The sequence below is a fragment of the Ruficoccus amylovorans genome (genome assembly GCF_014230085.1).
Taxonomy (GTDB): domain Bacteria; phylum Verrucomicrobiota; class Verrucomicrobiia; order Opitutales; family Cerasicoccaceae; genus Ruficoccus; species Ruficoccus amylovorans.
In genome coordinates this window covers 139513-162341 of record NZ_JACHVB010000064.1, presented here as the reverse complement: position 1 = coordinate 162341, position 22829 = coordinate 139513, and the positions used below count along the sequence as shown (strand labels likewise).

Genomic DNA, 22829 nt, shown 5'->3' with positions numbered 1-22829 from the left:
TGCTGCCATGCCTGGGGGACAGACGGCTCTCGCCGCAATGCACCCATTTGACACCTAGGCACACACCAATCCGTCATCAACAATCATAAATTCGCAGTTTACAATTGAGCCGGTCGCCATAAGCTCATCATCGGACCTCACCTCCACGCCTATCCTGTATTGATGAAAAAAGTTCTGGTCATTGAGGATCAAGTCGTCCTGCGAGAGTTCATCTGTCGGCTGTTGCGGGACTTCCCTACCCTGAAACTCGAAGAAGCTTGCGGCGACGGGCAGGAAGGCTGGAAAGCCTACGAGCGCATCCGGCCCGAATTTGTGATTCTGGACGTGTTCCTGCCCGGGCTCAACGGCGTGGAAATCCTGCGCCGCCTCAAGCGCGACAACCCCGACGTTCTCGTGATGGGCTTTTCGGCCTTTCCGAACCGGCGCATCGTCAAAGACATGATCGAGGCCGGGGCCGACGGGCTGGTCCAAAAGTCCGAAGGGCTCGACGTGCTGGAGAAAGCCATCGCTATGGTCGCCAACGGGCAGACCTTTTACAGTCCGAACGTCTCCTCCATGCTCAAGCAGATCATGCTCAACCCGGATCAGGCCGACTCCATGGCCGGGCTCAGCGGACGCGAAAAAGAGATCCTCCAGCTCATTGCCGAGAGCAACTCAAACAAGGAAATCGCCGACAAGCTGCACATCAGCGTCAAAACCGCCGAGACCCACCGCAACAACATCATGCGCAAGCTCGACATCCACGACGCCGTCGGCCTCACCCGCTACGCCATCGAAAACGGCCTCATCAGCGGCACCCTCTACGAGTAAGCCTGCCCCCTGCTTTGATTAAAAAGAAGATTTAACAGGAAGGCCGGCAAAACCGGAACAGCCGCCCTACTCGCTGATGGAGAAAACGCGGTGCAGGCGCAGCAGCTCGATCACGCTGACGACATTGGGCTTGGCATTGAGCACACGGATAGGTTGACCGTCTCCGCGGAGCCGCTTTTGCACCCCCAGCAGGGCACCGATGCCCGAACTGTCGATAAAGTCCACTTGGAAAAAGTCGATATCCACATGGATGATCGTGTCCTGCCAGGTTTCTTCCAACTGCTGCTTGAATCCACTGACGCAGGAGGCATCGAATTTATTCGCGCCGATGGTGATAAGCAGCTGCGTGCCGCCTTCGGTCAGTTTAAACGTATAGTCAGCCATTTTTTAGTATCCATGAGCAGAACTTCACTCGCAGGCCCTGTCAAGGCCGTTTCGGATTGGCTTGGCCTTGGGCCGGGAAGTGTCATGGTAGTGATAATGGCCTCTCGTAACTCTCTTATTGTTTCTTCTCATGGCTGATGAACCGGTAAAAGGCGACCTCCGCATCCTGAGCGCCCGCGTGGAACTGGTCGAAACCCTGCGCGAAGATTTCGGTCTTTTCCTGCGCGATCTGGGCGTGAATGACAAACAACTGGCGTTCTGGCAGCTCATCCTGAGCGAGGCGACCGTCAACGCCATCCAACACGGCTGTAAAAGCGACCCCTGCCTCAAGGTGGAGGTCAAGTGGATGCGCCACGGGCGGGAAGTCCTGCTCGAAGTCAAAGACCCTGGCCCCGGCCCCGCCGAGGACGTGATCCGCTCCCCCGAACTGCCGGAAGACCCGTACCAGTCCCACGGACGCGGCGTGTTTTTGATCGAGAGCTTCGCCGACCGGGTGGAACACTGGAAGAGTGCCCACGGCTACTGCCTGCGCATTACCAAAACCCACGCCGAGATCGATTTGGAGGACGAGATCGACACCGTGCTTGAGCAGGCGCTCAACGAGCTGTCCGTCTGCTACGAGAGCCTGGCCGCTTTTTACCGCCTGGGTGACGGGCTGGTCCGGGCCGAGAGCGTCAGCCACTTCATTTCGCAGGCCATCGACGATTTGAAAAAGCCGTCGGCGACGCCCGCATGACGCTGTTTTTCAGCGACTCGCTGCAAGACCCGCTCCACGAGGAAATTTCCTCCCAGCCCTTTACCCGTATGTGGAGCAGCCTCGAAGGCCGGCTGGCAGAGGTGATAAAAACCCGCTCCGAGTTCGTCTGGGAGCATCCCGAGGAGGTCGCCGCCGACCCGGAACTGTCCGCCTACGCCTGCGGCATCTGCTGCCCGATCCAGGCCGCGGGCAAGCTTTACGGGGTCTTTGCCGTCGTGCGCAAGGAACTGCCCTACTTCAACGCCGGGGAGCTGAACAACGTGCGGACCTTCTCCGATCTCTTCGGCATCGCCCTTGCCAACGCCGACAACACCATTGTCCGCGCCCGCGAGCAGCGCGCCTTTCAGGAACTGGAAATCGCCGCCGAAATCCAGAAAATGCTCCTGCCCCTGCCCACCATCACCTGCCCGCCGCAGTGGCAGGTCTTCACCGCCCGCCGCTCGGCCCGCGACGTGGCCGGGGATTACCTGGAAGCCCTCCGCACCGACCACGGCGACACCTATTTCGCCGTGGTGGACGTCATGGGCAAGGGCGTCTCGGCCGCCTTCCTGGCGGCAATGTTCCGCACCGCCTTCAACATTCTCCAGCACATGGACTACACGCTGCTTGGCCTCGCCCAGCAGCTCAACCGCATCCTCTGCGAGCAGGTCGGCGACATGACACTGTTCGCCACCTGCGCCCTCGCCCGGCTGCCTGCTTCGCTCGACCGGATCGAGCTCATCAATGCCGGGCACTGCCCCGTCATGCTGGTGGACAAGGACGGCAAGCTTCGCGAATCCCACCCCTCGGGGCCGCCGTTCGGGCTTTTCAAGGACGCCCACTACCAGTGCGACAGCTTCCCCATCGCTCATGGGGACCGGCTTTTAATGATCACGGACGGGCTGTATGAATGGGAAACCGAAAAAGGTGTCTGGGGCTGGGAAGCCTTTCTGGCACTGGTCCAGGAGGAAGCCGCCACCCCCCCGGAAGAGTTTTGGAACAAACTTCAGGCTAAAATGCAGCGGGAATGTCCCGATATAGAGGCAACGAGGGACGATCAGACTCTACTTATCTGGGAATATTCCCCAGTGCGGTGCCCCTCTCACGCATAATGAAGACAATTCTCATCGCCGACGACGACCCCGTCATGGTCAAACTCCTCGAATTTAATCTCAAACGGGGGGGCTACCGCGTGGAAATCTGCCGCGAGGGATTGTCGGTCGCGGCCAAGGCGCACGATGTGAACCCGGACCTGGCCATTTTCGACCTGATGCTTCCGGGCCGTTCGGGACTGGAGTTGATCGTGGACTTCAAAAGTGATGACGCCCTGAAGAACATCCCCATCATCGTCGTCACTGGCCAGGGCAAGGGCAGCACCCGCCATGAATTGCTCGAAGCCGGAGCCAGTACCGTTTTTACCAAACCATTCAGCCCTACCATTCTTATTAACCGCATCAGCGAACTGCTGAACGGCTGATACCCTACCCCGCCAGAAGAAAAAGGCCCTGGTAATATGTGTTATTCATTTGTCTAAACCGGAACTTTCCGTCATTTCTACACAGACCTCCCAACGCCCATGTCGGACCAGCTCATCGCCCAGGAATCAGCACTTTTCTCACTCTCTCCGGAGCTGGAGCTCCTTGATCAGGAACAGATAGACCTGCTCACGGAAGCTTCCGAGAGCGATCCGGCCTTCATGCGCGAAATCGTGGATACCTTCCGGGGCGAATCCGGCTCCAAGCTTGAACAAATCGCAACCAGCGCAGCCGCCCATGACCCCTCGGCCCTGCGACCAGGCATCCACTTCATCGCGGGCAGCGCCGCCAACACCGGCCTGCTGCGCCTCTCCGAGCTTTGCCGCCGCATCGAGGAGCAGATTGACGGCGGGGTCTTCACCGCCTACGACGCCGTTCCCGCGCTGGTAAGGTTCGAGCACGACCGCGCCCTCGAAGCCATCGAGCGCAAAATCGGCTAGCCAAGCTCTTGCACTAAGTTTGTGCGGTGCGTGGCCGCACTCGACCATGAGAGACTGCTCCTCCACCCGGCACAAAGCGGCGGGGGTCATTAATCAGCGGGCCAGACCGCCGCACCGCCACCTTGTGGGCGTCACACGGCGATAAATGTGCCTGCCCATTGACCATTGACTAATGGCCGATGAGAAATGACTAATGGTCAGCTTCCCATGAGCACGTCCGCCCAAGACCAGCGCCGCCCGCGCGCCAGCCTGCACACGCTCGGTTGCCGACTCAACCAGAGCGAGACGCTGGCGCTGCGCGAAAAGCTGGTCGAAGCGGGCTACGAGATCGTGCCCTTCGGGCAGGAGGCCGACCTCGGGATCATCAACACCTGCACCGTCACCGCGCAGGCCGACTCGAAGTGCCGCCAGACCATCCGCAACTTCATCAAGCGCAACCCGGAAGCCTTCACCGCCGTGGTCGGGTGCTACTCGCAGATGGGCGCAAAAGAGGTGGCCTCCATCGAAGGAGTGGACTTGATCGTGGGCAATCAGGACAAGCTCGGCGTCCTCGACTACATCGGCGACGGCGAGAAAAACGATCTGCCCGTCATTGTGCGGGAAAAAATCGACCGCCGCGATTTTACCATGAATTTCGCCGGGGAGCGGCCCTTCAACCAGCGGGCCAACCTCAAAGTGCAGGACGGCTGCGACTTCGTGTGCTCGTTTTGCATTATCCCCTTTGCCCGGGGGCGGGCGCGCAGCCGCGACCTGGCCGACCTCATGCGCGAGGTGGACAGTCAGGTCTCGCGCGGGGTACGCGAACTCGTCCTCACCGGCGTCAACATCGGCACCTACGACAACTCCGGCCTCGACATCCTCGGGCTGGTCGATGCCCTCGACCGGGTGGACGGTCTCGACCGCATCCGCATCAGCAGCATCGAGCCAACCACCGTGCCGTGGGCGCTTTTCGAGCGGATGGCCGACCCGGCACACGCCCTCCTGCCCTACCTGCACCTGCCCCTCCAGAGCGGTTCGGACAAGGTTTTAGAGCAAATGCGCCGCCGCTACGACGCGACCGCCTGGGCGGACTTCGTCCAGCGCGCGGCCGAGGCTGTGCCGGATCTCTTTGTCGGGACGGACGTCATGGTCGGCTTTCCGGGTGAGACCGAGGAAGACTTTCAGGACAGTTGCCGCCTGCTTTTGGACAATCCCGTGGCCTGGGCGCACGTCTTTACCTACTCTGAACGCGAAGGCACCCTCGCCGCCCGCCGGGACGACCACGTCCCGATGCGCGAACGGCACAGGCGCTCCGCCCGCCTGCGGGCGCTGGCCGAACGTCTCCGCCAACGCTGGCACGAGGCACACCTGGGCCGCGAAATGCGTGTGCTCTTTGAAGACCCGCGCGAGGGCATCGCCCCGGGCCTGACCGACAACTACGTGCGCGTGGTGGTCCCCATGCCCGACCCGGTCTCGGTCCGCAACCGCCTCGGGCGCGTCCGCCTGCAACGCGTCAGTGCGGATTTCGTCGAGGGCGAGTTGGTCGAAGTGCTGGGGTAGCGTGCGCAGAAGGGTAATGCTATCCGTCTAATACCGTTTTTAAACAGGAAGGGCGGGAAGTGAGGAAAGCCAAGTCTCCGAACTGACTTTGCGTTCTTTCCGGCCTTCCTGTTAAATCCCTGACTTTATCAAGACTATTTGAAAGTGCTCTAACTCTCCTCATCCGGTGTGTGGTCCTGAATCCCCTTTATGTGCTCGGTTTCGTTGGGCGTGCATACCACTTTCCACATGCACCACACGAACAGCGTGCAAACAGTCCCGACCGAGAGAATCATCACTATCCAGCCGGCGGAGGTCATGAGTCGGCCTCCTGCTTCTGGTAGTCCTTGTAGCGCTGGACGGTTGAAACGATGAGCAAAAAGGCCACCCCGAGCGTCGCCATCAGCCCGACACTGAGCCAGGCGGCAACGTTCGGCTCGACAAACAGGTCCACGATGTAGCTGCTCAGCTCGGATTCGCCACTGGTGAGATTGAGGCCAAAGACGCTGGTCAGCACCCAGAGCACAAAAACTGTAATCAGAAACAGCGGGCACAGGAACTTGATAACGAACCGGTAAATACGCGGGATGCGGATGGCCGCCCCCCGACTGGCTTCGGACAGCCCGCGGTCCACCCCGAAGATCCAGCCGAACATGATGATCTGGATCGTGGCCAGCACGAAGATGAGGAAGTTCGCCGCCCAGAAATCCAGCGTGTCGAGCGCCTTGGCGTCCGCGCTGAAGTACACCACAAACGCGCTGCCCACCGCCGTGACAAACCCCAGGATCGCGGTCGAACGCTTACGGTCGGTCTTGAACGCCTCCTCGATAAACGCGATCCCCGGCTGGAGCATCGAAATCGAACTGGTCATGGCCGCCAGGAAGAGGAGGAAAAACCACAGAAAGCCGAACACATTCCCCAAGGGCATTTCCGAAAACACCAGCGGGAGCACCTTAAAGCCTAGGTCGAACGTGCTCAGGCCGATACCGGACAGCCCGGCCACCCCGATGAAAGCGACCGCCGCCGGGACGGTAATCAACCCCCCGAGCGCCACTTCGCAAAACTCGTTCGCGCTGGTGGCCGCCAGGCCGCTGAGCACGATGTCGTCGTCCTTGCGCATGTAGCTGGAGTACGTGATAATCACCCCGAAGCCGACCGAGAGGGAGAAAAATATCTGCCCGGCGGCGGCCAGCCAGAGCTGCGGATTGGCCAGCTGGGTCCAGATCGAGACCTCCCTGACCGTGTAACGCTCCGGGTCTTGCGCGGCCTGCTGGCGAAATTCCGCGATCAGGTGCTTGTCCACCACCTCGCGCTTATAGACCACCTCCCCGGTTGCCGGATCGGTCTCCTCGAAAAAGGTTTTGTTCGGGTTCCAGAGAAAACCGAGGCCGTTGTTGACGTTCTCGGCCGGCTCAGCGGGATCAGGCGCGCCCAACGTCATCACCCGGATCAGCACGACCAGCGCCAGCACCACCAGCGTCGGCACGGCCACCTTGCAGAACAGCTCGATCCCCCCGGAAACACCCCGGTAGATGAGCAGGAAATTCAGGGCAAAAACCGCCAGCAGGTACACGCCCACCCCTTGCAGCGGCCCCATTCCCTCCTTGGCCCCGCCAACGAGGGCCGCCCCATTTTCCCCGGCACCGATAAAGCTGGCCCACCAGCCCGTCGATTCCTTCGCCGAATCAAAGTCGAGATTACCGGCCAGAAAATTGACCGCGTAGCCCAGGCACCACGCCTCGATATTGACGTAGTACATGTAGATGATAACCGGGATCAGCACCCCGATGATGCCCACGTATTTGGCCGCCGGGCTGCGCCAGATGGCATTGAAAATACCGGGGCAGGAGTTGAAGCCCTTGCTTCCGCCGTGCCGCCCCAGCGTCCATTCCGACCAGCACATCGGCAGACCGATAATCAAAAACGAAATCACGTAGGCGATCATGAACGCCCCACCGCCATGCTCGGCCGCCTGACCGGGAAAGCGCAGGAAATTCCCCAGTCCAACCGCGCTGCCCGCCACCGCGAGGATGACACCGAGCCGGGAATTCCACCCTTCCTGTGAGCCGGAACAAGACATGAGTGCCTTGCATTCAACAGCTTCCATGCCACGGAGCCAGAAAAAAATCGACTTGCCCCCCGCCCGGGGTAAGCTGGCCGCTTGCATTAATCCATGAGCCTGCTTGACCGTTACGTCTTTTCCGAGTGGCTGAAAATCTTCGTGCTGGCGCTGGCGGCCACCCTGGGGATTCTGCTGCTGGAGCGCCTCTACGACGACCTGCCCGACTTCATCGGCTGGGGGGCGACGACGTGGGAGGTGCTCAAGTACTTCGGGCTCTACACCCCGAGCTTCCTGCCGACGATCATCCCGATCAGCCTGCTCATTTCGCTGCTGTTTTCCCTGGGTAATCTTCACCGCAACAACGAGATCGTCGCCATGCGCTCGGCCGGGATGAACCTCTGGCGCATCACCCGCAGCCTGTGGGTGGCCGGGGCCGTACTCTCGGCCCTGCTGCTGTACCTGAACGCCCGGCTCGTCCCCTGGTCGGTCGAGCAGAGCCGCATCCTCAAGGACAACCTCCACTTCGCCTCCGAGGAGGAGCGCGTGGACAAGCGCTACATCGGCAACATCCCCCTGCTGTGCTTCGACAACCAAAGCGAAGGCCGCATGTGGTTCATGAACAATTTCAGCGAGTACTCCTATGAGGGCTTCGGCATCAACGTGTACCAGCACGACGCCTACGGCCGCGAGACGGGCCGCGTCATGGCCCGCGAAGGCTACTTCGACGACGTGGACAACCACTGGGTCTTTATCGACGGGCGCGACCAGAAAATCGACCCCGCCAGCGGCGAGGTTTATTTCTCCCGGCCCTTTGAAAAGAAAGCCTACCCGGATTTCACCGAAGACCCGGTGCTGATGAAGACCCTGAGCAAGAAGCCGCAGGACCTTTCCTACTTCGAGCTGGAAATGCTGCTGGACAAGATCCCGGTCGAGTCCAACCCGAAAATGAAGTCCTACGAGATTCGCCTCATGAACATTCTGGCCAGCCCCTTCCGGTGCCTGGTCGTGGTGGGCATCGCCATCCCCTTTGCGGTGGCCGGGGTGCGGACCAACCCGCTCGTCGGCGTGTCAAAATCGGTCGGGCTCTTCGTCCTGTACTACGTGATCTCCAGCATCAGCCGCCTCCTCGGCGAGCAGGAACTGATCCCGCTGGCCATCTCGGCCTGGCTGCCGCTCGTGCTCATGCTTGGGCTCTCCGTCCACCTCTTCCGCAAGGTCTCCTGAGCGAAGGGCTTCCCCGCTCCCGAATTAACTCGTCAAGCCGGGCGCTTTAGCGTTTAGCCAGTGTTTACAAAAAAAACCGGGCAGCCGGATCAGCCCGCCATCGGCCCCGGGCACGGCCCTTTCTCTTTTCCCTTTAAATCAACCAGCCAATGAGCGCGTCCTTAAAACTCAAACCGGGTCCGTCCCCCCGCGTCCAGCGCGGGCACCCCTGGGTCTTCAGTGGGGAAGTCACCCGCCTGCTGCCCGACGAACACAACGGCCGGGAGGTCGAACTGCGCGACTCGCGCGGACGCTTCATGGGCATGGGCCTGTACAACGCCAAGTCGCAGATCATCTGGCGGCGCTACAGCCGCGACAAGGTCGCCTTCGACGAGTCCTTTCTCAAGGCCGCACTGGAAGCCGCCATCGCCCGACGCGCCCCCGATACGGCTCGCCGCCTGGTCTGGTCCGAGGCCGACGGCCTGCCGGGGCTGGTCGTTGACCAGTTCGGCCAGGTGCTCGTCGTGCAGGCCCTGACCGCCGGTATGGACCAGGCCCTGCCGATCATCACCACCTGCCTCCAGCGCCTGCTCTCGCCAGCTGATATTGTTTACCGCAACGACGCCCCCAGCCGCAAGCTGGAGGGGCTGGAAACCTCTGTCACCACCCTGAGCGGCAACCCCGCCGAGGCCGCCTGGCTGATGTTGGACGGGATCGAGTTCTTCATCGACCTGCACAGCGGCCATAAAACGGGCTTCTACCTCGACCAGCGCGCCCAACACCTGCGCGTGGCTGAGCTGGCCAAGGGCCGCCGCGTGCTCGACGGCTTCTGCCATCAGGGCGGCTTCGCCCTCCACTGCGCCAAGGCCGGAGCCGAGTCCGTGCTCGCCGTCGATATCTCTGAGGAGTGCGTGCAGGCCGCTCGTCTCAACGCGGGCAAGAACCAGCTCGCGGTGGATTTTTCCGTCATGAACATGTTCGACTGGTTCACCGCCAACCGGCAGGAGAACTTCGACCTGATCGTGCTCGACCCGCCCTCCTTCGCCCGGAGCAAGAAGTCGCTCGACGGTGCGCTGCGCGGCTACAAGGAGCTGAACCTGCGGGCTATGCGGATGCTCCCGCCCGGCGGCATTCTCGCCACCTACTCCTGCTCCCAGAATGTCTCCCCCGCCCAGTTCATGAGCGTGCTGGCCGAAGCCGCCGGAGACGCCCGCCGCGACTTCGTGGTGATCGAGGAAACCGGCCAACCCGCCGACCACCCGGTCCTCCTGACCATGCCCGAAAGCCACTACCTCAAGGGCGCGATCCTGCAACTGCGGTAGTGTGCCGAGTCTTAAGTTCCCGGCATAATTATTGCGGGCTTACGCAGCCCGCACCCGCGGCAGGCGAAGCCTGCACTTTCGATGCTTCCGCATCGCGTCAGGGATTACGGCTTTCAGTAAAACTGAAAGCCGTAATCCCTGAGGGGGCATCCAAACTGAGTTGCACCCTCAAAACTTATGCCGAGGACTTAAGACTCGGGACACTAGCGGTGTCGCTCCGGGGTCCAGGTGCGGTAGGAGGGTTCGTTGACCCGGTAGAGGCCGGGGGCTTCGACGGGCGAAAGCAGCCCGGGAGACGCAAGCAACTCGGGGTGGCTGCTCAGGTCGTTAGCGATGGCCTCCGCCCCCGCGGGTGGCGTGTGCCAGGATTTACGCTGGCGCAGGTAAAACACGGGACCAGCCAGCGCGTCGAGAGCCTCGGGCTCGACCTCGACGATATCGCCCCCGGGGACGGTGAGCAGATTCCAACAGGTCTGGCGTGCCTCCGAAATGACATGAAACGTCCCCTCCGGCTGCCTGCTGGCAGCGACCAGCGCGGCCGTCAGGTCCAGACTCCGGAAGGCCAGCACCTCTGCCCCGGCCCAGGCGGGCAGAGCAAGCCAGCTACGAATTGCCATACCCGCCAGCCGAATTCCCAGCACAGAGCCCGGCCCCTCGCAGTGGACAAAGCCCTGCACCGCGTCGAGCGGTTGCGCGGCGTCATCAAGGCAGCCCTGCACGAGGGTAAAAATACTCTCCAGCGCCGGGCTGTTTTCACTCCGGTAGGCGAGCCAGCACCCCTTACGCCAGAGCCCGGCCTGCACGCTGACTGAGCTGGCGTCGAGATAAAGGTATAGGCGGTCGTTATCCACAGGCCGGTAGTATTACCGCAAGTCCGGCCATTTTGGCAATATAATGGGCGGCGAACACGCAAAGAGATTGGCCACGCGGCCCATGGAACCCATCCCCCACTTAACTTTCAAACTCTCAAACCTTCAAACTTTCAAACTCCCCCCTCCCATAGGCAGGGGAGAGGGGTTGATTACACTTGCCGCCCGGGCAAGCGTGGTCCTCGATAATCCTTTGTCATGAAATCCGCTCTCTCCAGTTTCGTCCACGGACTTCTTTCGCCCGTCAGCCGCCACAAGGGCGCAGGCCGCCTGATGGGCGTCTTCGCGCTGGCCGTCGTGCTGGCCGGTCACAGCGCGAGAGCCGATTTCTTTGACAGCATCTACGACGGTCTTTTCGGCGACGACGAAGAGGAAACCGCCCCTGCCCAACCCGAGTCAAGCGCCCCCGCGGTGGACACAGCGCCCCCCGCCACAGACTCCGACGGCGAGCACGAACCCTACCGCCAAACACTCTCCGAATCTCGCCTGATCGGCATCATCGAAGAGCAGGACGCGCTCTTCAAGGAAATCGAAACCGACCCGGCCCGCCGCGACCAACTCGAATACGAACGCCGCCTTCAGGGTATCGCCACCCAGTACGACTCCTTCCTGCTCGACAACCCCGACTACGTGTACGGCTACCTGCTCTACGGGAAATTCCTGCGCCGCATCGGCGAGAACAAGTCCGCCAACAACGCCTTCATGAAGGCCAATATGCTCGACCCCAACCTCGCCGTGGCCAAGCAGCAGATCGGGAATTTTCTGGCCGAGGAGGGTGAGTACGCACTCGCCCTGCCCTACTACATCGCCGCCATCGACCTTGAGCCCGAAGTACCGCTTTACCGCTACGAACTGGGCGAACTGCTCTCCCACTACCGCCAGTACTACATCGACAACGGTGTGCTCACGGCCGAGACCCTCGACCGCAACATGCTCGACGCTTTCCACGAAGCCTCAAGCATGGAGCCTTCCAACCGCGATTACCACATCCGTTACGCGGAAGCCTTTTTCCAGGTGGCAAACCCCGACTGGCAGGACGCCCTCAACCAGTGGACCATCCTCGCCAAGGGGGTGACCGACCCGCTCAAGCTCGACCTCATCCGGCTTCAGCAGGCCCGCGTCCTCATCGAAATGGGCCGCCTCGACGAGGCCCGAAAGATCCTCGCCAGTGTGGACCGATCCGCCCTACAGGACGCCCGCGAAGAACTGGAAGCCCGCATCGCCAGCGCCAGCGCCCGGGCTCAGTAGCTTGCACCGTGCACATCTGCCGGCCCTCGGCTTATTTTCAAACAAGGATGCGAAAAAGATGTGATTTCAATGCCATGCCCATTTATTGCAACCAATATGCATTTAAGGCCTTGACGCATAAATGCAAATAAGTTGCATTTCAGGCTTCATGAAGCAGCAACATCTTCTTTTCTCACTGGGTCTTTTGTTCTCAGCCGCGTCCGCGCAGGCGGAAGTCAGCCTTACCTCCGGCCACGCCGACCTCGGGTTGGGCGAAGGCAGTAACCTGGAACTGCACCTGCACATCCACGGCATCGGTGAAGTCGAGCCGGACGAGGCCGTCATCGTTGTGCCCAACAGCAGCTACGTTTTTGCAAACTCGAACGGCGGACGCCCAGCCGGCTCGGACTGGGATCAGATCGGCGTCGACGCGGGTCAGAGCTTCTGGTACCTGCCGCAGTCCGGCAGCGGCCAAGGCAGCGCGTCCGCCCTCGGCGCCCCGCACCTGGGCATCGGCGGAGAGGAAATCACCCTCGGCGCGTTTGACGGCAACAGCTTCACCCTCACCCTGACCGGCGCAGCCATGCCCGAGGGCGGAAACTTCTCGCTCTGGCAGGACGGCCTTAGCCCGGTCTTCTACATGAGCACAGTGGACGGTATCAGCGCCGCCGACGCCTTTACGCTCGACCTCGACAATTCCGACCACGTCCACGCCAATTGGGGATTCACCCAGGCCGGGATTTATGAGCTGACCTTCACCGTCTCCGCCTACGTCGAAGGCATTGAGCAGAGCGATACCGCCACCTTCACCTTCAACGTCGTGCCCGAGCCCTCCACTTACGCCGCGTTGGCCGGAGCCGCCGCCCTCGGGCTCGTCCTCCTGCGCCGCCGTACCCAGCGCGAAAACCGATCCACATCGACGCGTCAGGGGTAACGCCCTCCACCAGAATAAAGCACGGCCCGGCGGCATCACCCGTGCCGAATTTGCTGACCGGCATCGCCACTGTAGCGGTGCCGGTTTTGCTGTGTCCGACATCGGCGATACGCATGCAATCCGCATCCGCCCGATGACACCACCGCACGGCGCAGACTTCGCGGACAAGCCAAACCCGGTTTCGACGGCTTTAAAAAGAAGGGGTACAGTCCCCCTCTACCCCGCCAGCGGCAAAAGAAAAATCACACCGATGTGCAAGAGCACGCAGGTGACAATGGCGGCGGCGATATCGTCGGCCACTACCCCATAGCCGCCGGGCAGGTCCTGTAGTTTGGAGATGCCGAAGGGCTTGGTGATGTCGAAGAGCCGGAACAGCGCGAACCCGGCCAGCAAGAGTGTCCAGGCCCAGCCGCCAAGCCCGGCGATGACCCCTTGCAGCCCGATAAAGCAGACCGGGATGGCGACGAATTCGTCCAAAATGACTTCGCCCGGGTCGCGCTTGCGCATACGTACCTCGGCCTCGCCGCAAAACCCGATGGCCGCGTAAATAAACAGCGCCAGCAGTATCAGGTAAGCCAGCGGCCCGGCGTAGTGAAACAGCAGCGTGTAGCCGACGACACCCGCGACCGAGCCGATGGTGCCCGGTGCCTTGAAGCGCGTGCCCAACGGCCCGAGCGTGGCGACGTTGACCACGACGGACGTGGGCAATAGCTTCACCCACGGGCAATAGTCTTTCCAGGCTCCTTCGCTCATGAGCGTTTCCCTGCGCCGCTGTCGCCCTGGAAAAGCGACCAGTATTTAACCATATAAACGCTGCCGGACTGCACAGTGAGAATCGCGGCCAGGACAAAGGCGATCATCCCGACCCAGTAGAAAAATCCGTAAACGCCCGCGTTCACCCCGAAGTCCACCGCCAGCGAGCGGGCGAAGAGCAGCACGGCGGCGGCCACGATCTGGACCACGGTCTTGATCTTGCCACCTTTTTCCGCCGCCAGCACCTTGCCCTGCGAGGCCGCCACCAGCCGCAGGCCGGTGATAAGGAACTCCCGCATGATAATCAGCAGGACCAGAAAAATGCTCCACCACGGCAGGAAGCCCGGCAGCGCCAGCAGCGAGACGAAGATGCCCACCATAAGCACCTTGTCGGCCAGGGCGTCCATCAGCTTGCCGAAGTCCGAGATCTGGCCGGTCTTCCGGGCCATGTAGCCGTCGGCCCAATCCGTCACCGCCGCGATGATGAACAAGACAAAGGCCAGCACTCCGGCCCCCCTGAACGGGGCGTAGAGCAGGGCGACGATCACGAACAGAAACGCGATCCGCGACAGGGTCAGCAGGTTAGGCAGATTCATCGAGATTTCAGAGTTTTCCGTCTTGAGGGGGGCTTGGCGAGAATTTTCGCCCCCATCGGCGGCCCTTGCCCCGAGAAAGCTTGCCATCGGACGGGCCGCGGAGTTACCAGCTTAAGCCCATGCGACGCGCCCTATACGCAGGAACTTTCGACCCGGTCACCAACGGCCACCTGGACGTGCTCCGGCGCGCCTGCGAACTCTTTGACGAGGTCATCATGGCCGCGGCCCCCAACCGCGAAAAGCACCCCCTGCTCCCCGTTGAGCAGCGCGCGCAACTCATCGAGGAAAACCTTGCCGGTATCCCCAATGCCCGCGTCGCCATCCTCAGCGGGTTGACGGTGGACTTCGCCCGCAAGATGGGCGCGCAGACGATCGTGCGCGGGCTGCGGGCCATTTCGGACTTCGAGTTCGAGTTCCAGCTCGCCCAGATGAACCGCGACCTCGCCCCCGAAATCGAAACCATTTTTCTCATGCCCAAACAGGAGCACTTCTATACCTCCTCCAGCCTCGTCAAGGCCGTCGCCCAGTACGACCCGGCCCGCACAAGGAAATTTGTTCCCGCAAACGCGCTCGCGGCCTTGCAAGAAGCCCTCGGCAGTTAAAAGTAAGCTCCATCATGCCTAAAGCCCCGAGCAACCGGCACGCCCTCAGCGTCGTCTTCCTCGTCCTGTTCATCGACCTGATGGGATTCTCCATCATCTTTCCGCTGTACCCGGCGATGCTCGACCACTACCTCGGGCCGGACGGCGGAGGCTGGCTGGGCGAAACCTTTGCCAACGAGCGCTCCCGCTTCCTGGTCACGGTGCTCTTCGGGGGCATCCTCGGCTCGCTCTACTCGATCCTCCAGTTCGCCTTCTCGCCCATCTGGGGCCGCCTCTCGGACCGCATCGGCCGTCGCCCCGTACTTCTGCTCACGCAGGCCGCCACCGCCCTGAGCTACCTGGGCTGGGTCTTTTCCGGGGAGCTGTGGATGCTCCTGGCCACCCGCGTGCTGGCCGGGATCATGAGCGGCAACATCGCCGTGGCCACGGCCGCTGTCTCCGACGTGACGGGCCGCGACAAGCGCTCCAGGGGTATGGCCCTCGTCGGGGTGGCCTTCGCGCTGGGTTTCCTGCTCGGGCCGGCCATCGGCGGTCTCAGCGCGCAGTGGAACTGGCTGGCCGCCCACCCCGAGTGGGCCGCCTGGGGGATCAACCCCTTCTCCGTCCCCGCCGCCTTCGCCATGATCCTCTCCTTCGCCAACCTGGTTTTCATCCAGTGGGGTTTTAAGGAAACGCTCAGCCCCGAGGACCGCGAAGCCGCCCGGCGCGAACGCTCCGCCACCGGCAGCCGCCTGCGCGCGCTTTTCCACATCCCGGTGCCGGACATCCGTCGCGCCTGCAACGCGAACTTCTGGTACACGCTGTCCTTCAGCGGGATGGAGTTCATGCTGGCCTTTTACGTAGTCGAGCACTTCGCCTACTCGGCCAAGGACATCGGCATGATGTTCCTCTTCATCGGGTTCATGCTGATCCTCGTGCAGGGCGGCTTCGTTCGCCGGATGGGGCCGAAAATGGGCGAAAAGCGCCTCACCCTGATCGGCGTCGTCGCCATGATTATCGCCTTCCTGCTGATCGCGGCCATCATCCGCCAAAGCTCGTTCTTCGTCGCGCTGGGCTTCATGTCCATCGGCTCCGGGCTGGTCTTCCCCTGCCTGGTCGCGCTGGTCTCGCTCCACGCCGGAAGCGCCGAGCAGGGCCGCTACCTGGGGCTGTTCCGCAGCGCCGGGTCGCTGGCCCGCGCCATCGGCCCGCTCCTCGCCGCCGTGGCCTACTACTTCCTCGGCTCGAGCGTGACCTACGCCGCCGGGGCCGCCGTGCTCATCCTCCCGCTCATGCTCCTGGCCAAACTCCGCCAGCCCCAGCGGGAAGACTGAAGCCGTTTTCGCCATGAAGTTCACGGTTTCACTCAAAAAGCAGGCAATCAAGGACCTGAAGGCAATCCCCCTGAGTGACCGGGAACGGCTCATTGAACGCATTTCCGGCCTGGAAAACGACCTGGCCGGTGACGTTAAAAAACTGACAAATCACACGCCGGAATATCGCCTGCGCTCCGGCAACTGGCGCGTGCTCTTCGAAGTTGAACAAAATGCGATAATCATCTACCGTGTTGTTCACCGCAAGGAAGCATACCGATGAGCATCCACCCGCAGATTATTGAAAAGGAAGGGAAGAAGGAATTTGTCGTCCTCCCCTACGAGGAGTTTTTGAAGATTCAGGAAGCCCTCAACGACTTTCAGGACTTGCAGGATCTGCGTGCAGCCAAGGCCGAGGCCGAAGCCTCCCCGGCCACACCGCTCCACGCCATCCGCGACGACTTGCTCAGCGACTAAGCCCCGCCTTCCTCGTCGTTCTCTGCTCGCAATCACCTGCGCACCAGCAGGGCCACACCCGCGCCGTCGTGCCCGGTCTCCCAGGGCAGGGAAACCGTCTGCGAGCGGCAGGAAAAATCCTTCCCCGCCACGCTGCCGAGGAAAGCCTTGATCACGGCCTGATTCTCCTCCGGCTCAACCGAGCAGGTCGAGTAAACCAGCCGTCCGCCCGGCTTGACTCGTTCGGCGGCGACGGCCAGCAGTTCGCCTTGAAGCTCGGCGCTGGCGGCGATGTCGCCCGGCTCCAGCCGCCACTTGGCGTCGGGGCGACGACGCAGGACGCCGGTGTTTGAGCAGGGGGCGTCGAGCAGGACCGCGTCGAATGTTTCCGGAAAGCCCTCGCGCCGCAGCAATTCCGGGCTGAGCCGACGCACATCAATCCCCAGCAGGCTGACCGCCGGGCCGGACCGGCGTCCGAGTTTTTGCAAATTCTCGTTCAACGGTTCCAGTCGCGGGCCGGGCAGGTCCACCGCCAGCATCAGCCCGTCCCGGTCGCTCTCCAGAGCGTCGATCAGCATCAGGGCCTTGCCACCGGGGGCCGCGCACAAGTCGAGCACTTTTTCGCCGGGGCGTACGGCCAGCGCCTCCGGGGCCAGCCGCGTCGAGGGATCCTGAGCGTAGAGACGGCCCGCGTTCAGAAGCGGTTCCACCCGTGCCCATTCGCCCGCCAGCTTGTAAAAACCGGGCCAGGCCGCCGGTTCCAGCGGGAGCCCGGCAGGGAGTTCCCCGCGCGCCCGAAAAAGCACGGGCGGCGGTTCCAGGTTCCAGGCCATGAACGTTTCCGCCGACTCGGGACCATAATGCTCCTGCCAGCGCCGCGCCAACCAGTCCGGATGGCTGAGACGGACCGCCGCCGGGGCTTCCTGGTCGAGCTTGGCGGCCTCGGCGGGGATTTTCCGCAGCACGGCGTTGGCCAGCCCGGCCTCCGAGCGGCTCATGATCCGCCGGATCTGCCCCACCGCGTAGTCCACTACCTTCGGCTGGCGGGCGGGCTCTGCCGCCATCAACTCGAAAACCGCCACCTGGAGCATGGCCGCCAGCCGGGGCTTCGGGGGCCGGGAAATCAGCCGGGCGAGCAGTTCATCGATGCGCCTGCGGTGCCGCAGAACACCGTAGAACAGGAATTGACAACGGCGCCGTTCCGCACTGGAATGAAAGTTGATATCCGTTATCAGCGTTTCCGCCTTGGCGGGCTGCGCCTGGTAACTTTCACATAGACCTGCGGCTTTCCGCCACGGCGATTCCGTTGGTTTAAATTGAGTCATGGCCTTTTATTAGTCAAAAGGTTATCGGCTTGATTTTCTATTATAAAGACAAGAAATTCCGCTCATGGACAAAGATGTGATCGATACGATCATCGCAAAAAAGCCCGGTATGAAACGCTTGCGCTCCAAATTGGAAGCCATGCAACCGGGCACCTATTGCATGCACCGCAGTTGGGGCTTCGGCCAGATTACCGCCTATGACGAGGCGCAGGACAAGCTTATCATCGACTTCGACGAAAAGCCCGGTCATGCCATGGACCCCGCCTTTTGCGCCGACAAGCTCGAACTGCTCGACGAAAGCAGCATCCTTGTGCGCCAGCGCACCGAGCCCGACGTCATCGCCGACATGATCAAGAAGCGTCCGGGCGACCTCGTCGTCGATATCCTGGCCCGCTGTCCGGACCAGAGCGCCAGCCCGACCGAGCTGGAAAACCTCCTGGCCCGCCTGCTGGGCCCCGTCAAGTTCAAGAAGTGGTGGACCGCGACCAAGAAGGCCCTCGTTAAGGATCCCCGCATCGCCACCCCCTCCCGCAAGACCGATCCGTACACGCTGCGCGACGAACCCCTCAAGCCCGAGCAGGAAATCCTTGAGGATTTCTACATGGTCAAGCAGCCCAAGAAGAAGATCGCGCTGGCCGAAAAGCTTTACCAAATCTCCGAAAACGTCGAAGAGATCGCCAGCGACCTGCCCAATATTTTCGAGCACCTGACCGAAGCGGTCAAGGACGCCATGGGCCTCAGCTACGCCGAGCGTCTGCACGGGGTCTGGGTCCGCAACGACCTCGCCCGTCACCTCGACGAAGACCCCGAAACCATCGAGCCCACCTCGAAGTCCCTCATCCTCGGCGCCAACGACCTCAACCAGCTCGCCGCCGAGATCCCCAACGGCTACCACAAGCGCTTCCTCGATCTGCTCACCCGCGTTTACCCGGAAGACTGGAAGGGCGTCCTCATCGACATCCTCAAGAATTCCGAGGGCAAGATGACCAGCGAATCGATCAGCTTCCTGGTCGAGCGCGACTGCGGCGAGATGGTTCACGAGCACTTCGTGCGCTGGCTCAACGAGCAAAACCTCAAGGGCCCGGTCCTGTACTGGATCGTCAAGAACCGCAATTCGCGCAAGTTCGCCAAGCTGGTTGACGGCATGGTCAGCCCGCGCATGTTGAACGCCATCCTTTACGCCATCGACTACGAGGCGCTCCAGAGCACCGGCAACCGCCGCATCCAGCTCGCCGACGTCCTCAGCGACGACCAGGAGCTCATCCCCGACATGCTGGCCGAAGCCAATGACGAGATCGCCCGTGACCTCGCCCAGGGCCTCATCCTCAACCAGGGCTTCGAGGACCTGACCAAGAAGTCCCTGCTGGCCCGCTTCATCAAGCGTTTCCCGAGCATCCAGAAGCTCGTCTCCGGCGAGGCCGAACAGAAGGTGGACGAGCTTATCGTCTCCCAGAAGAGCCTCGACGACCGCAAGGCCGAGTACGAAGAGCTGGTCAACGTCAAGATCCCCGAAAACAAGGAGGCCATCGAGGTCGCCCGCGAACATGGGGACTTGCGCGAAAACGCCGAGTACAAGATGGCCCGCCAGGACCAGGAAACCCTCATGGCCCGCAAGGCCCTGCTGGAAAAGGACTTCGCCCGCGCCCGCGTGACCGACTTCACCAACGTGACCAACGACGCGGTCGGCATCGGCTCTATCGTCGAGATCGAGGACACCGACTCCGGCGAGGTTCAGAACTACGCCCTCATGGGTGCCTGGGACTCCGCCCCCGAGGACAACATCCTCTCCTACAAGACCCCGCTCGGTCAGGCCCTCATGAACAAGCAGGCCGGCAACACCGTCCAGACCGAGATCGACGGCCAGGTCCACAACTGGAAGCTCAAGAGCATCAGCCGCTGGATCGACTCCGGTCGGAAGCTCTAAGAGCGAAATTTATATTATTAAAAAAGGCCGGAGAATTCTCCGGCCTTTTTGCATATTCATGTCAGAAATCACATCTCCCGCAACTCATCGTATAAGCGGCTGATCGAGCGCATGGCTCTTGTACGGCGCTCCTCATTTACGCTATTTACGCAATTTTTAAAATAAATAATATTGCTCTTTGTTCCCTCAATTTGAGGCGCGGTACCCATAGACTTCTCATTACTTAAGGTAAGCTTTAGTTGACGTGAATCCCGGTTTTTAGTTTTTGCTGCCATTTCCGACTAGTTGCTTACGTTTTAGCGATTCAACAACAATCGATTCCAACTGAGGATACGATCGCATTGAAAAACTTGACCGAAGTATAGCGCTTTTTTCCCTCGTGGGAATCATTTTCCCGTTTTTTTTCCTCCCACCTTCAGGCATTTTGAAAAAGCGAGCAAACATCTCCGGTCCAATACCTTCGTACGGAATAACCCTTACCATATTTGAGTTATTAACATTTTCAGTAATTGCATCTTCATGAAGTCTAATAGCCATACTTTTACTATATGGCTCCAGATAATAGACGTTATGGATCCCTGCAGCGACAATATGGCGCGCACAATTATGGCACGGATACGTGGTAACATAAATGCTACCTCCCTTGATCCTTAGGCCACCGCCCTTCGCGCTCGAATCGAGGATTGCATACATCTCGGCGTGAACAGAACGCGAAAATTCCAATAGCTGACCTATTCGGCCCCGGCGAAGTCTATCACGCAAGCGATCTAGATCTTCAGTTTTCATACTAGATCTTAGATCTTCTACGATTGAGTCAATGATGACATTTTTTTCAAAGTCATTATGACAGACACAATCCTTTATCTTAAAGCAACGCTTATCCTGCTCACTATTCTCACTATACAACCCCCCTCCAAATTGAGGGACATCATTCCATCCAATCCCAATAAGATCGCCGTTAGAATCTGCCAATGACGCACCAACCTGCCTCGACAAACAAGCCGAATTAAGCCCTGCGTAATATGCATGGCACATATTTCTTTCATCGTTAGTAGGAGTAACAAGACTACTACCAGTAATCAATCCCAAGAACCTATCAACCTTAGCCTGAATATCTTCAACATCATCACTGCAATTAATAAAGTAGTCACATTGAGGAAAAACTTTTCGGACGGATTGTCCATTATCATATTCTTCACCAGAATCACGATCAATGAGCCGATACACATCCTCCTCACTGACGCCTTTTCTTTTCAACGAAGCAACTCTTCGATCCTTATCATCATATGCACCAACTGTAACCAAAACATCAGAATACACAGACCTTAAGAGCGTTAATTCATGTACATTCTTAATAGAGTCGATAATGTGGCAAAATCGGACGGGACCGGGATGAACTTGCCTCTCACTCATCTTAGAGTGACGTTTAATACTAATGTAATGAACGGCCAATTCAGCAAGAACGCCAGCACCGTACGCATTCCGCATAGAATTTCCACTGTTTATAAAATGCTCAATTTTGGAGAAATGCTCAGCTTCTCGTCCCTTAAATGGGTGTTTTTCAGCAATAAAACTGCTTAGTTTAACAACTTCAGAATCATAGCAGTAATGTTCATTTAGCCGCTCATTCATTAACTCGGCTATTTGGTGAATTTGAGTGCCGATAGGGCCACATAGAGCGATGACTAATTCTTGAGAACGCTCAGCCTCCAATAGCTCTATTGTAGACTCATTATAAGATCGAGATTCAATCGGTTTTTCCTTTTGCGCAGGCACAGCCATAGGAGATGTTGATCACAATCCATACAACATGTCAACTACACATACATGCGTCATCATAGTCCCTCACCCCTCCATTCGCATTGACCCCGGCCTGACGACTCGCGAACATGGCCCGCGATGTCCGACCCGCTTGAGACGCTGAAACTCCTGGCCGACCCCACCCGCCTGCGCGTGGTGGCCCTGCTCGTGCAAGAAGAGCTATCCGTGGCGGAGCTTCAGGAAATCCTCGGCATGGGCCAGTCGCGCATCTCCTCGCACCTCTCCCTGTTGCGCAAGGGCGGGCTGACCTCCGACCGCCGCGACGGCAAGCGCAGCTTTTACTCCCTCGCGCGCAACCTCCCCGCTGGCGAGCGCCAGCTCATCGAGGCCGCCTGCCGCGCCACGGCCCACCAGCCCGAGCTGGAAATCGATGCCGCCAACCTCGCCCGCATCCTCGACAAGCGCCGCCGCCAGGCCGAGCAGTATTTTAACCAGGTCGCCGGGCGTTTGGGCAAAAACTACTGCCCCGGCCGCTCCTGGGAGGGCATCGGGCATTTCCTCCTCCACCTGACCCCCAAAATCAAGATCGCCGACCTCGGCGCGGGCGAAGGCGTCCTGGCGCAATTGCTGGCCCAGCGGGCCGAAGCGGTTTACTGCATCGACAACTCCCCCAAAATGGTCGAAGTCGGCACCGACCTGGCCGAACGTCACGGCATTGACAACCTTTACTACCAGCTCGGCGACATCGAGGACGTCCCGCTGAAGGATGCCAGCGTGGATCTCGCCTACCTCAGCCAGGCCCTCCACCACGCCCGCAAGCCCTTCCGTGCCCTCTCCGAGGCGCACCGCATCCTCAAGCCCGGCGGGCGGCTCATCGTGCTCGACCTCAAGGAGCACGCCTTTGAAAAAGCCCGCGACCTCTACGCCGACACCTGGCTGGGCTTCGCCGAAAACACCCTCTACCAGTGGCTCAAGGAACTGGGCTTCGAGCACGTCGATGTCTCTATCGTCGCCCGCGAAGAGCAGGAACCGTATTTCGAGACTTTGCTGGCCAGCGGTGTGCGACCTCTCGAATAAGGT

24 protein-coding genes are annotated in these 22829 nt (G+C 60.4%); 16 read left to right on the top strand and 8 right to left on the bottom strand.

The window, feature by feature from the left end; all coding sequences use genetic code 11:
• The first annotated feature begins 162 nt into the window (after positions 1-162).
• Entirely contained in the window at positions 163-810 is a 648-nt protein-coding gene (locus H5P28_RS19360) for a LuxR C-terminal-related transcriptional regulator (RefSeq protein ID WP_185677339.1), read from the top strand.
• A 66-nt stretch (positions 811-876) separates the two neighbouring features.
• Here the strand turns inward: H5P28_RS19360 and H5P28_RS19355 are convergent, their stop codons facing one another.
• On the bottom strand, positions 877-1194 hold the full coding sequence (locus tag H5P28_RS19355) for an STAS domain-containing protein (RefSeq protein ID WP_185677338.1): 318 nt from the start codon (positions 1192-1194) through the stop codon (positions 877-879).
• A 130-nt stretch (positions 1195-1324) separates the two neighbouring features.
• Between H5P28_RS19355 and H5P28_RS19350 the strand changes: the two genes are divergently transcribed.
• The 5 genes from H5P28_RS19350 (at position 1325) to mtaB (ending at position 5444) form a co-directional block, all read left to right on the top strand.
• On the top strand, positions 1325-1930 hold the full coding sequence (locus H5P28_RS19350; RefSeq protein ID WP_185677337.1) for an ATP-binding protein: 606 nt from the start codon (positions 1325-1327) through the stop codon (positions 1928-1930).
• Positions 1927-3042 carry a PP2C family protein-serine/threonine phosphatase gene (locus H5P28_RS19345; protein ID WP_185677336.1) on the top strand — a complete coding sequence of 372 codons (1116 nt, stop codon included), beginning with the start codon at positions 1927-1929 and terminating at the stop codon, positions 3040-3042. Before H5P28_RS19350 ends, H5P28_RS19345 begins: the two co-directional genes overlap by 4 nt.
• Complete coding sequence (locus H5P28_RS19340) at positions 3042-3407, top strand: response regulator transcription factor (protein ID WP_185677335.1); 366 nt, start codon at positions 3042-3044, stop codon at positions 3405-3407. Before H5P28_RS19345 ends, H5P28_RS19340 begins: the two co-directional genes overlap by 1 nt.
• A gap of 99 nt (positions 3408-3506) precedes the next feature.
• Positions 3507-3905 carry an Hpt domain-containing protein gene (locus H5P28_RS19335; protein ID WP_185677334.1) on the top strand — a complete coding sequence of 133 codons (399 nt, stop codon included), beginning with the start codon at positions 3507-3509 and terminating at the stop codon, positions 3903-3905.
• 207 nt (positions 3906-4112) lie between these two features.
• Positions 4113-5444 carry a tRNA (N(6)-L-threonylcarbamoyladenosine(37)-C(2))-methylthiotransferase MtaB gene (gene mtaB / locus H5P28_RS19330; RefSeq protein ID WP_185677333.1) on the top strand — a complete coding sequence of 444 codons (1332 nt, stop codon included), beginning with the start codon at positions 4113-4115 and terminating at the stop codon, positions 5442-5444.
• 295 nt (positions 5445-5739) lie between these two features.
• On the opposite strand, the gene H5P28_RS19325 is transcribed toward mtaB, so the two are convergent.
• Positions 5740-7530 carry an SLC5/6 family protein gene (locus tag H5P28_RS19325; RefSeq protein ID WP_246456607.1) on the bottom strand — a complete coding sequence of 597 codons (1791 nt, stop codon included), beginning with the start codon at positions 7528-7530 and terminating at the stop codon, positions 5740-5742.
• A gap of 66 nt (positions 7531-7596) precedes the next feature.
• Between H5P28_RS19325 and H5P28_RS19320 the strand changes: the two genes are divergently transcribed.
• Together H5P28_RS19320 and H5P28_RS19315 are read left to right on the top strand one after the other, a co-directional pair.
• Complete coding sequence (locus H5P28_RS19320; RefSeq protein WP_185677332.1) at positions 7597-8709, top strand: LptF/LptG family permease; 1113 nt, start codon at positions 7597-7599, stop codon at positions 8707-8709.
• 149 nt (positions 8710-8858) lie between these two features.
• Positions 8859-10010, top strand: coding sequence for a class I SAM-dependent rRNA methyltransferase (locus tag H5P28_RS19315; RefSeq protein WP_185677331.1), 1152 nt, complete (start codon positions 8859-8861; stop codon positions 10008-10010).
• A 203-nt stretch (positions 10011-10213) separates the two neighbouring features.
• Here H5P28_RS19315 and H5P28_RS19310 read toward each other — a convergent pair whose 3' ends face one another.
• Complete coding sequence (locus H5P28_RS19310) at positions 10214-10861, bottom strand: hypothetical protein (RefSeq protein ID WP_185677330.1); 648 nt, start codon at positions 10859-10861, stop codon at positions 10214-10216.
• Between the two features lie 216 nt (positions 10862-11077).
• On the opposite strand from H5P28_RS19310, the gene H5P28_RS19305 reads away from it, so the two are divergent.
• Positions 11078-12127: a hypothetical protein gene (locus H5P28_RS19305; RefSeq protein WP_185677329.1), complete on the top strand. Its 1050-nt coding sequence runs from the start codon at positions 11078-11080 to the stop codon at positions 12125-12127.
• Between the two features lie 148 nt (positions 12128-12275).
• Entirely contained in the window at positions 12276-13040 is a 765-nt protein-coding gene (locus tag H5P28_RS19300) for a choice-of-anchor M domain-containing protein (protein WP_185677328.1), read from the top strand.
• A gap of 216 nt (positions 13041-13256) precedes the next feature.
• Here H5P28_RS19300 and H5P28_RS19295 read toward each other — a convergent pair whose 3' ends face one another.
• Both H5P28_RS19295 and pgsA read right to left on the bottom strand, forming a co-directional pair.
• The gene (locus tag H5P28_RS19295) at positions 13257-13793 is read right to left on the bottom strand and encodes a phosphatidylglycerophosphatase A family protein (RefSeq protein ID WP_185677327.1); all 537 of its coding nucleotides are present in this window, start codon (positions 13791-13793) and stop codon (positions 13257-13259) included.
• Positions 13790-14389: a CDP-diacylglycerol--glycerol-3-phosphate 3-phosphatidyltransferase gene (gene pgsA, locus H5P28_RS19290; RefSeq protein ID WP_185677326.1), complete on the bottom strand. Its 600-nt coding sequence runs from the start codon at positions 14387-14389 to the stop codon at positions 13790-13792. Before pgsA ends, H5P28_RS19295 begins: the two co-directional genes overlap by 4 nt.
• A 119-nt stretch (positions 14390-14508) precedes the next feature.
• Here pgsA and coaD point away from each other — a divergent pair, with 119 nt between their 5' ends.
• Genes coaD through H5P28_RS19270 form a run of 4 tightly spaced genes read left to right on the top strand, consistent with a single transcriptional unit; the run spans position 14509 to position 16760 of the window.
• A complete protein-coding gene (gene coaD, locus H5P28_RS19285) occupies positions 14509-14991 on the top strand; it encodes a pantetheine-phosphate adenylyltransferase (RefSeq protein WP_185677325.1) in 483 nt (160 codons plus the stop codon).
• Between the two features lie 14 nt (positions 14992-15005).
• Positions 15006-16304 (top strand): MFS transporter, encoded by a 1299-nt coding sequence (locus tag H5P28_RS19280; protein ID WP_185677324.1) that lies wholly within the window; start codon positions 15006-15008, stop codon positions 16302-16304.
• Positions 16305-16317: 13 nt separating this feature from the next.
• Positions 16318-16566 (top strand): type II toxin-antitoxin system RelE family toxin, encoded by a 249-nt coding sequence (locus tag H5P28_RS19275; RefSeq protein ID WP_185677323.1) that lies wholly within the window; start codon positions 16318-16320, stop codon positions 16564-16566.
• Complete coding sequence (locus H5P28_RS19270) at positions 16563-16760, top strand: type II toxin-antitoxin system Phd/YefM family antitoxin (RefSeq protein ID WP_185677322.1); 198 nt, start codon at positions 16563-16565, stop codon at positions 16758-16760. The genes H5P28_RS19275 and H5P28_RS19270 overlap by 4 nt, the downstream gene beginning before the upstream one ends.
• Positions 16761-16792: 32 nt before the next feature.
• Here the strand turns inward: H5P28_RS19270 and H5P28_RS19265 are convergent, their stop codons facing one another.
• On the bottom strand, positions 16793-18064 hold the full coding sequence (locus H5P28_RS19265) for an RsmB/NOP family class I SAM-dependent RNA methyltransferase (RefSeq protein ID WP_185677321.1): 1272 nt from the start codon (positions 18062-18064) through the stop codon (positions 16793-16795).
• 64 nt (positions 18065-18128) lie between these two features.
• On the opposite strand from H5P28_RS19265, the gene H5P28_RS19260 reads away from it, so the two are divergent.
• Positions 18129-19988 (top strand): GreA/GreB family elongation factor, encoded by a 1860-nt coding sequence (locus tag H5P28_RS19260; protein WP_185677320.1) that lies wholly within the window; start codon positions 18129-18131, stop codon positions 19986-19988.
• A 68-nt stretch (positions 19989-20056) separates the two neighbouring features.
• On the opposite strand, the gene H5P28_RS19255 is transcribed toward H5P28_RS19260, so the two are convergent.
• Positions 20057-20263: a hypothetical protein gene (locus H5P28_RS19255; protein WP_185677319.1), complete on the bottom strand. Its 207-nt coding sequence runs from the start codon at positions 20261-20263 to the stop codon at positions 20057-20059.
• Complete coding sequence (locus H5P28_RS19250; RefSeq protein WP_185677318.1) at positions 20247-21770, bottom strand: anti-phage dCTP deaminase; 1524 nt, start codon at positions 21768-21770, stop codon at positions 20247-20249. The genes H5P28_RS19255 and H5P28_RS19250 overlap by 17 nt, the downstream gene beginning before the upstream one ends.
• A 117-nt stretch (positions 21771-21887) precedes the next feature.
• On the opposite strand from H5P28_RS19250, the gene H5P28_RS19245 reads away from it, so the two are divergent.
• Positions 21888-22826, top strand: a complete 939-nt coding sequence (locus H5P28_RS19245; protein ID WP_185677317.1) for an ArsR/SmtB family transcription factor — start codon at positions 21888-21890, stop codon at positions 22824-22826.
• Positions 22827-22829 lie beyond the last annotated feature (3 nt).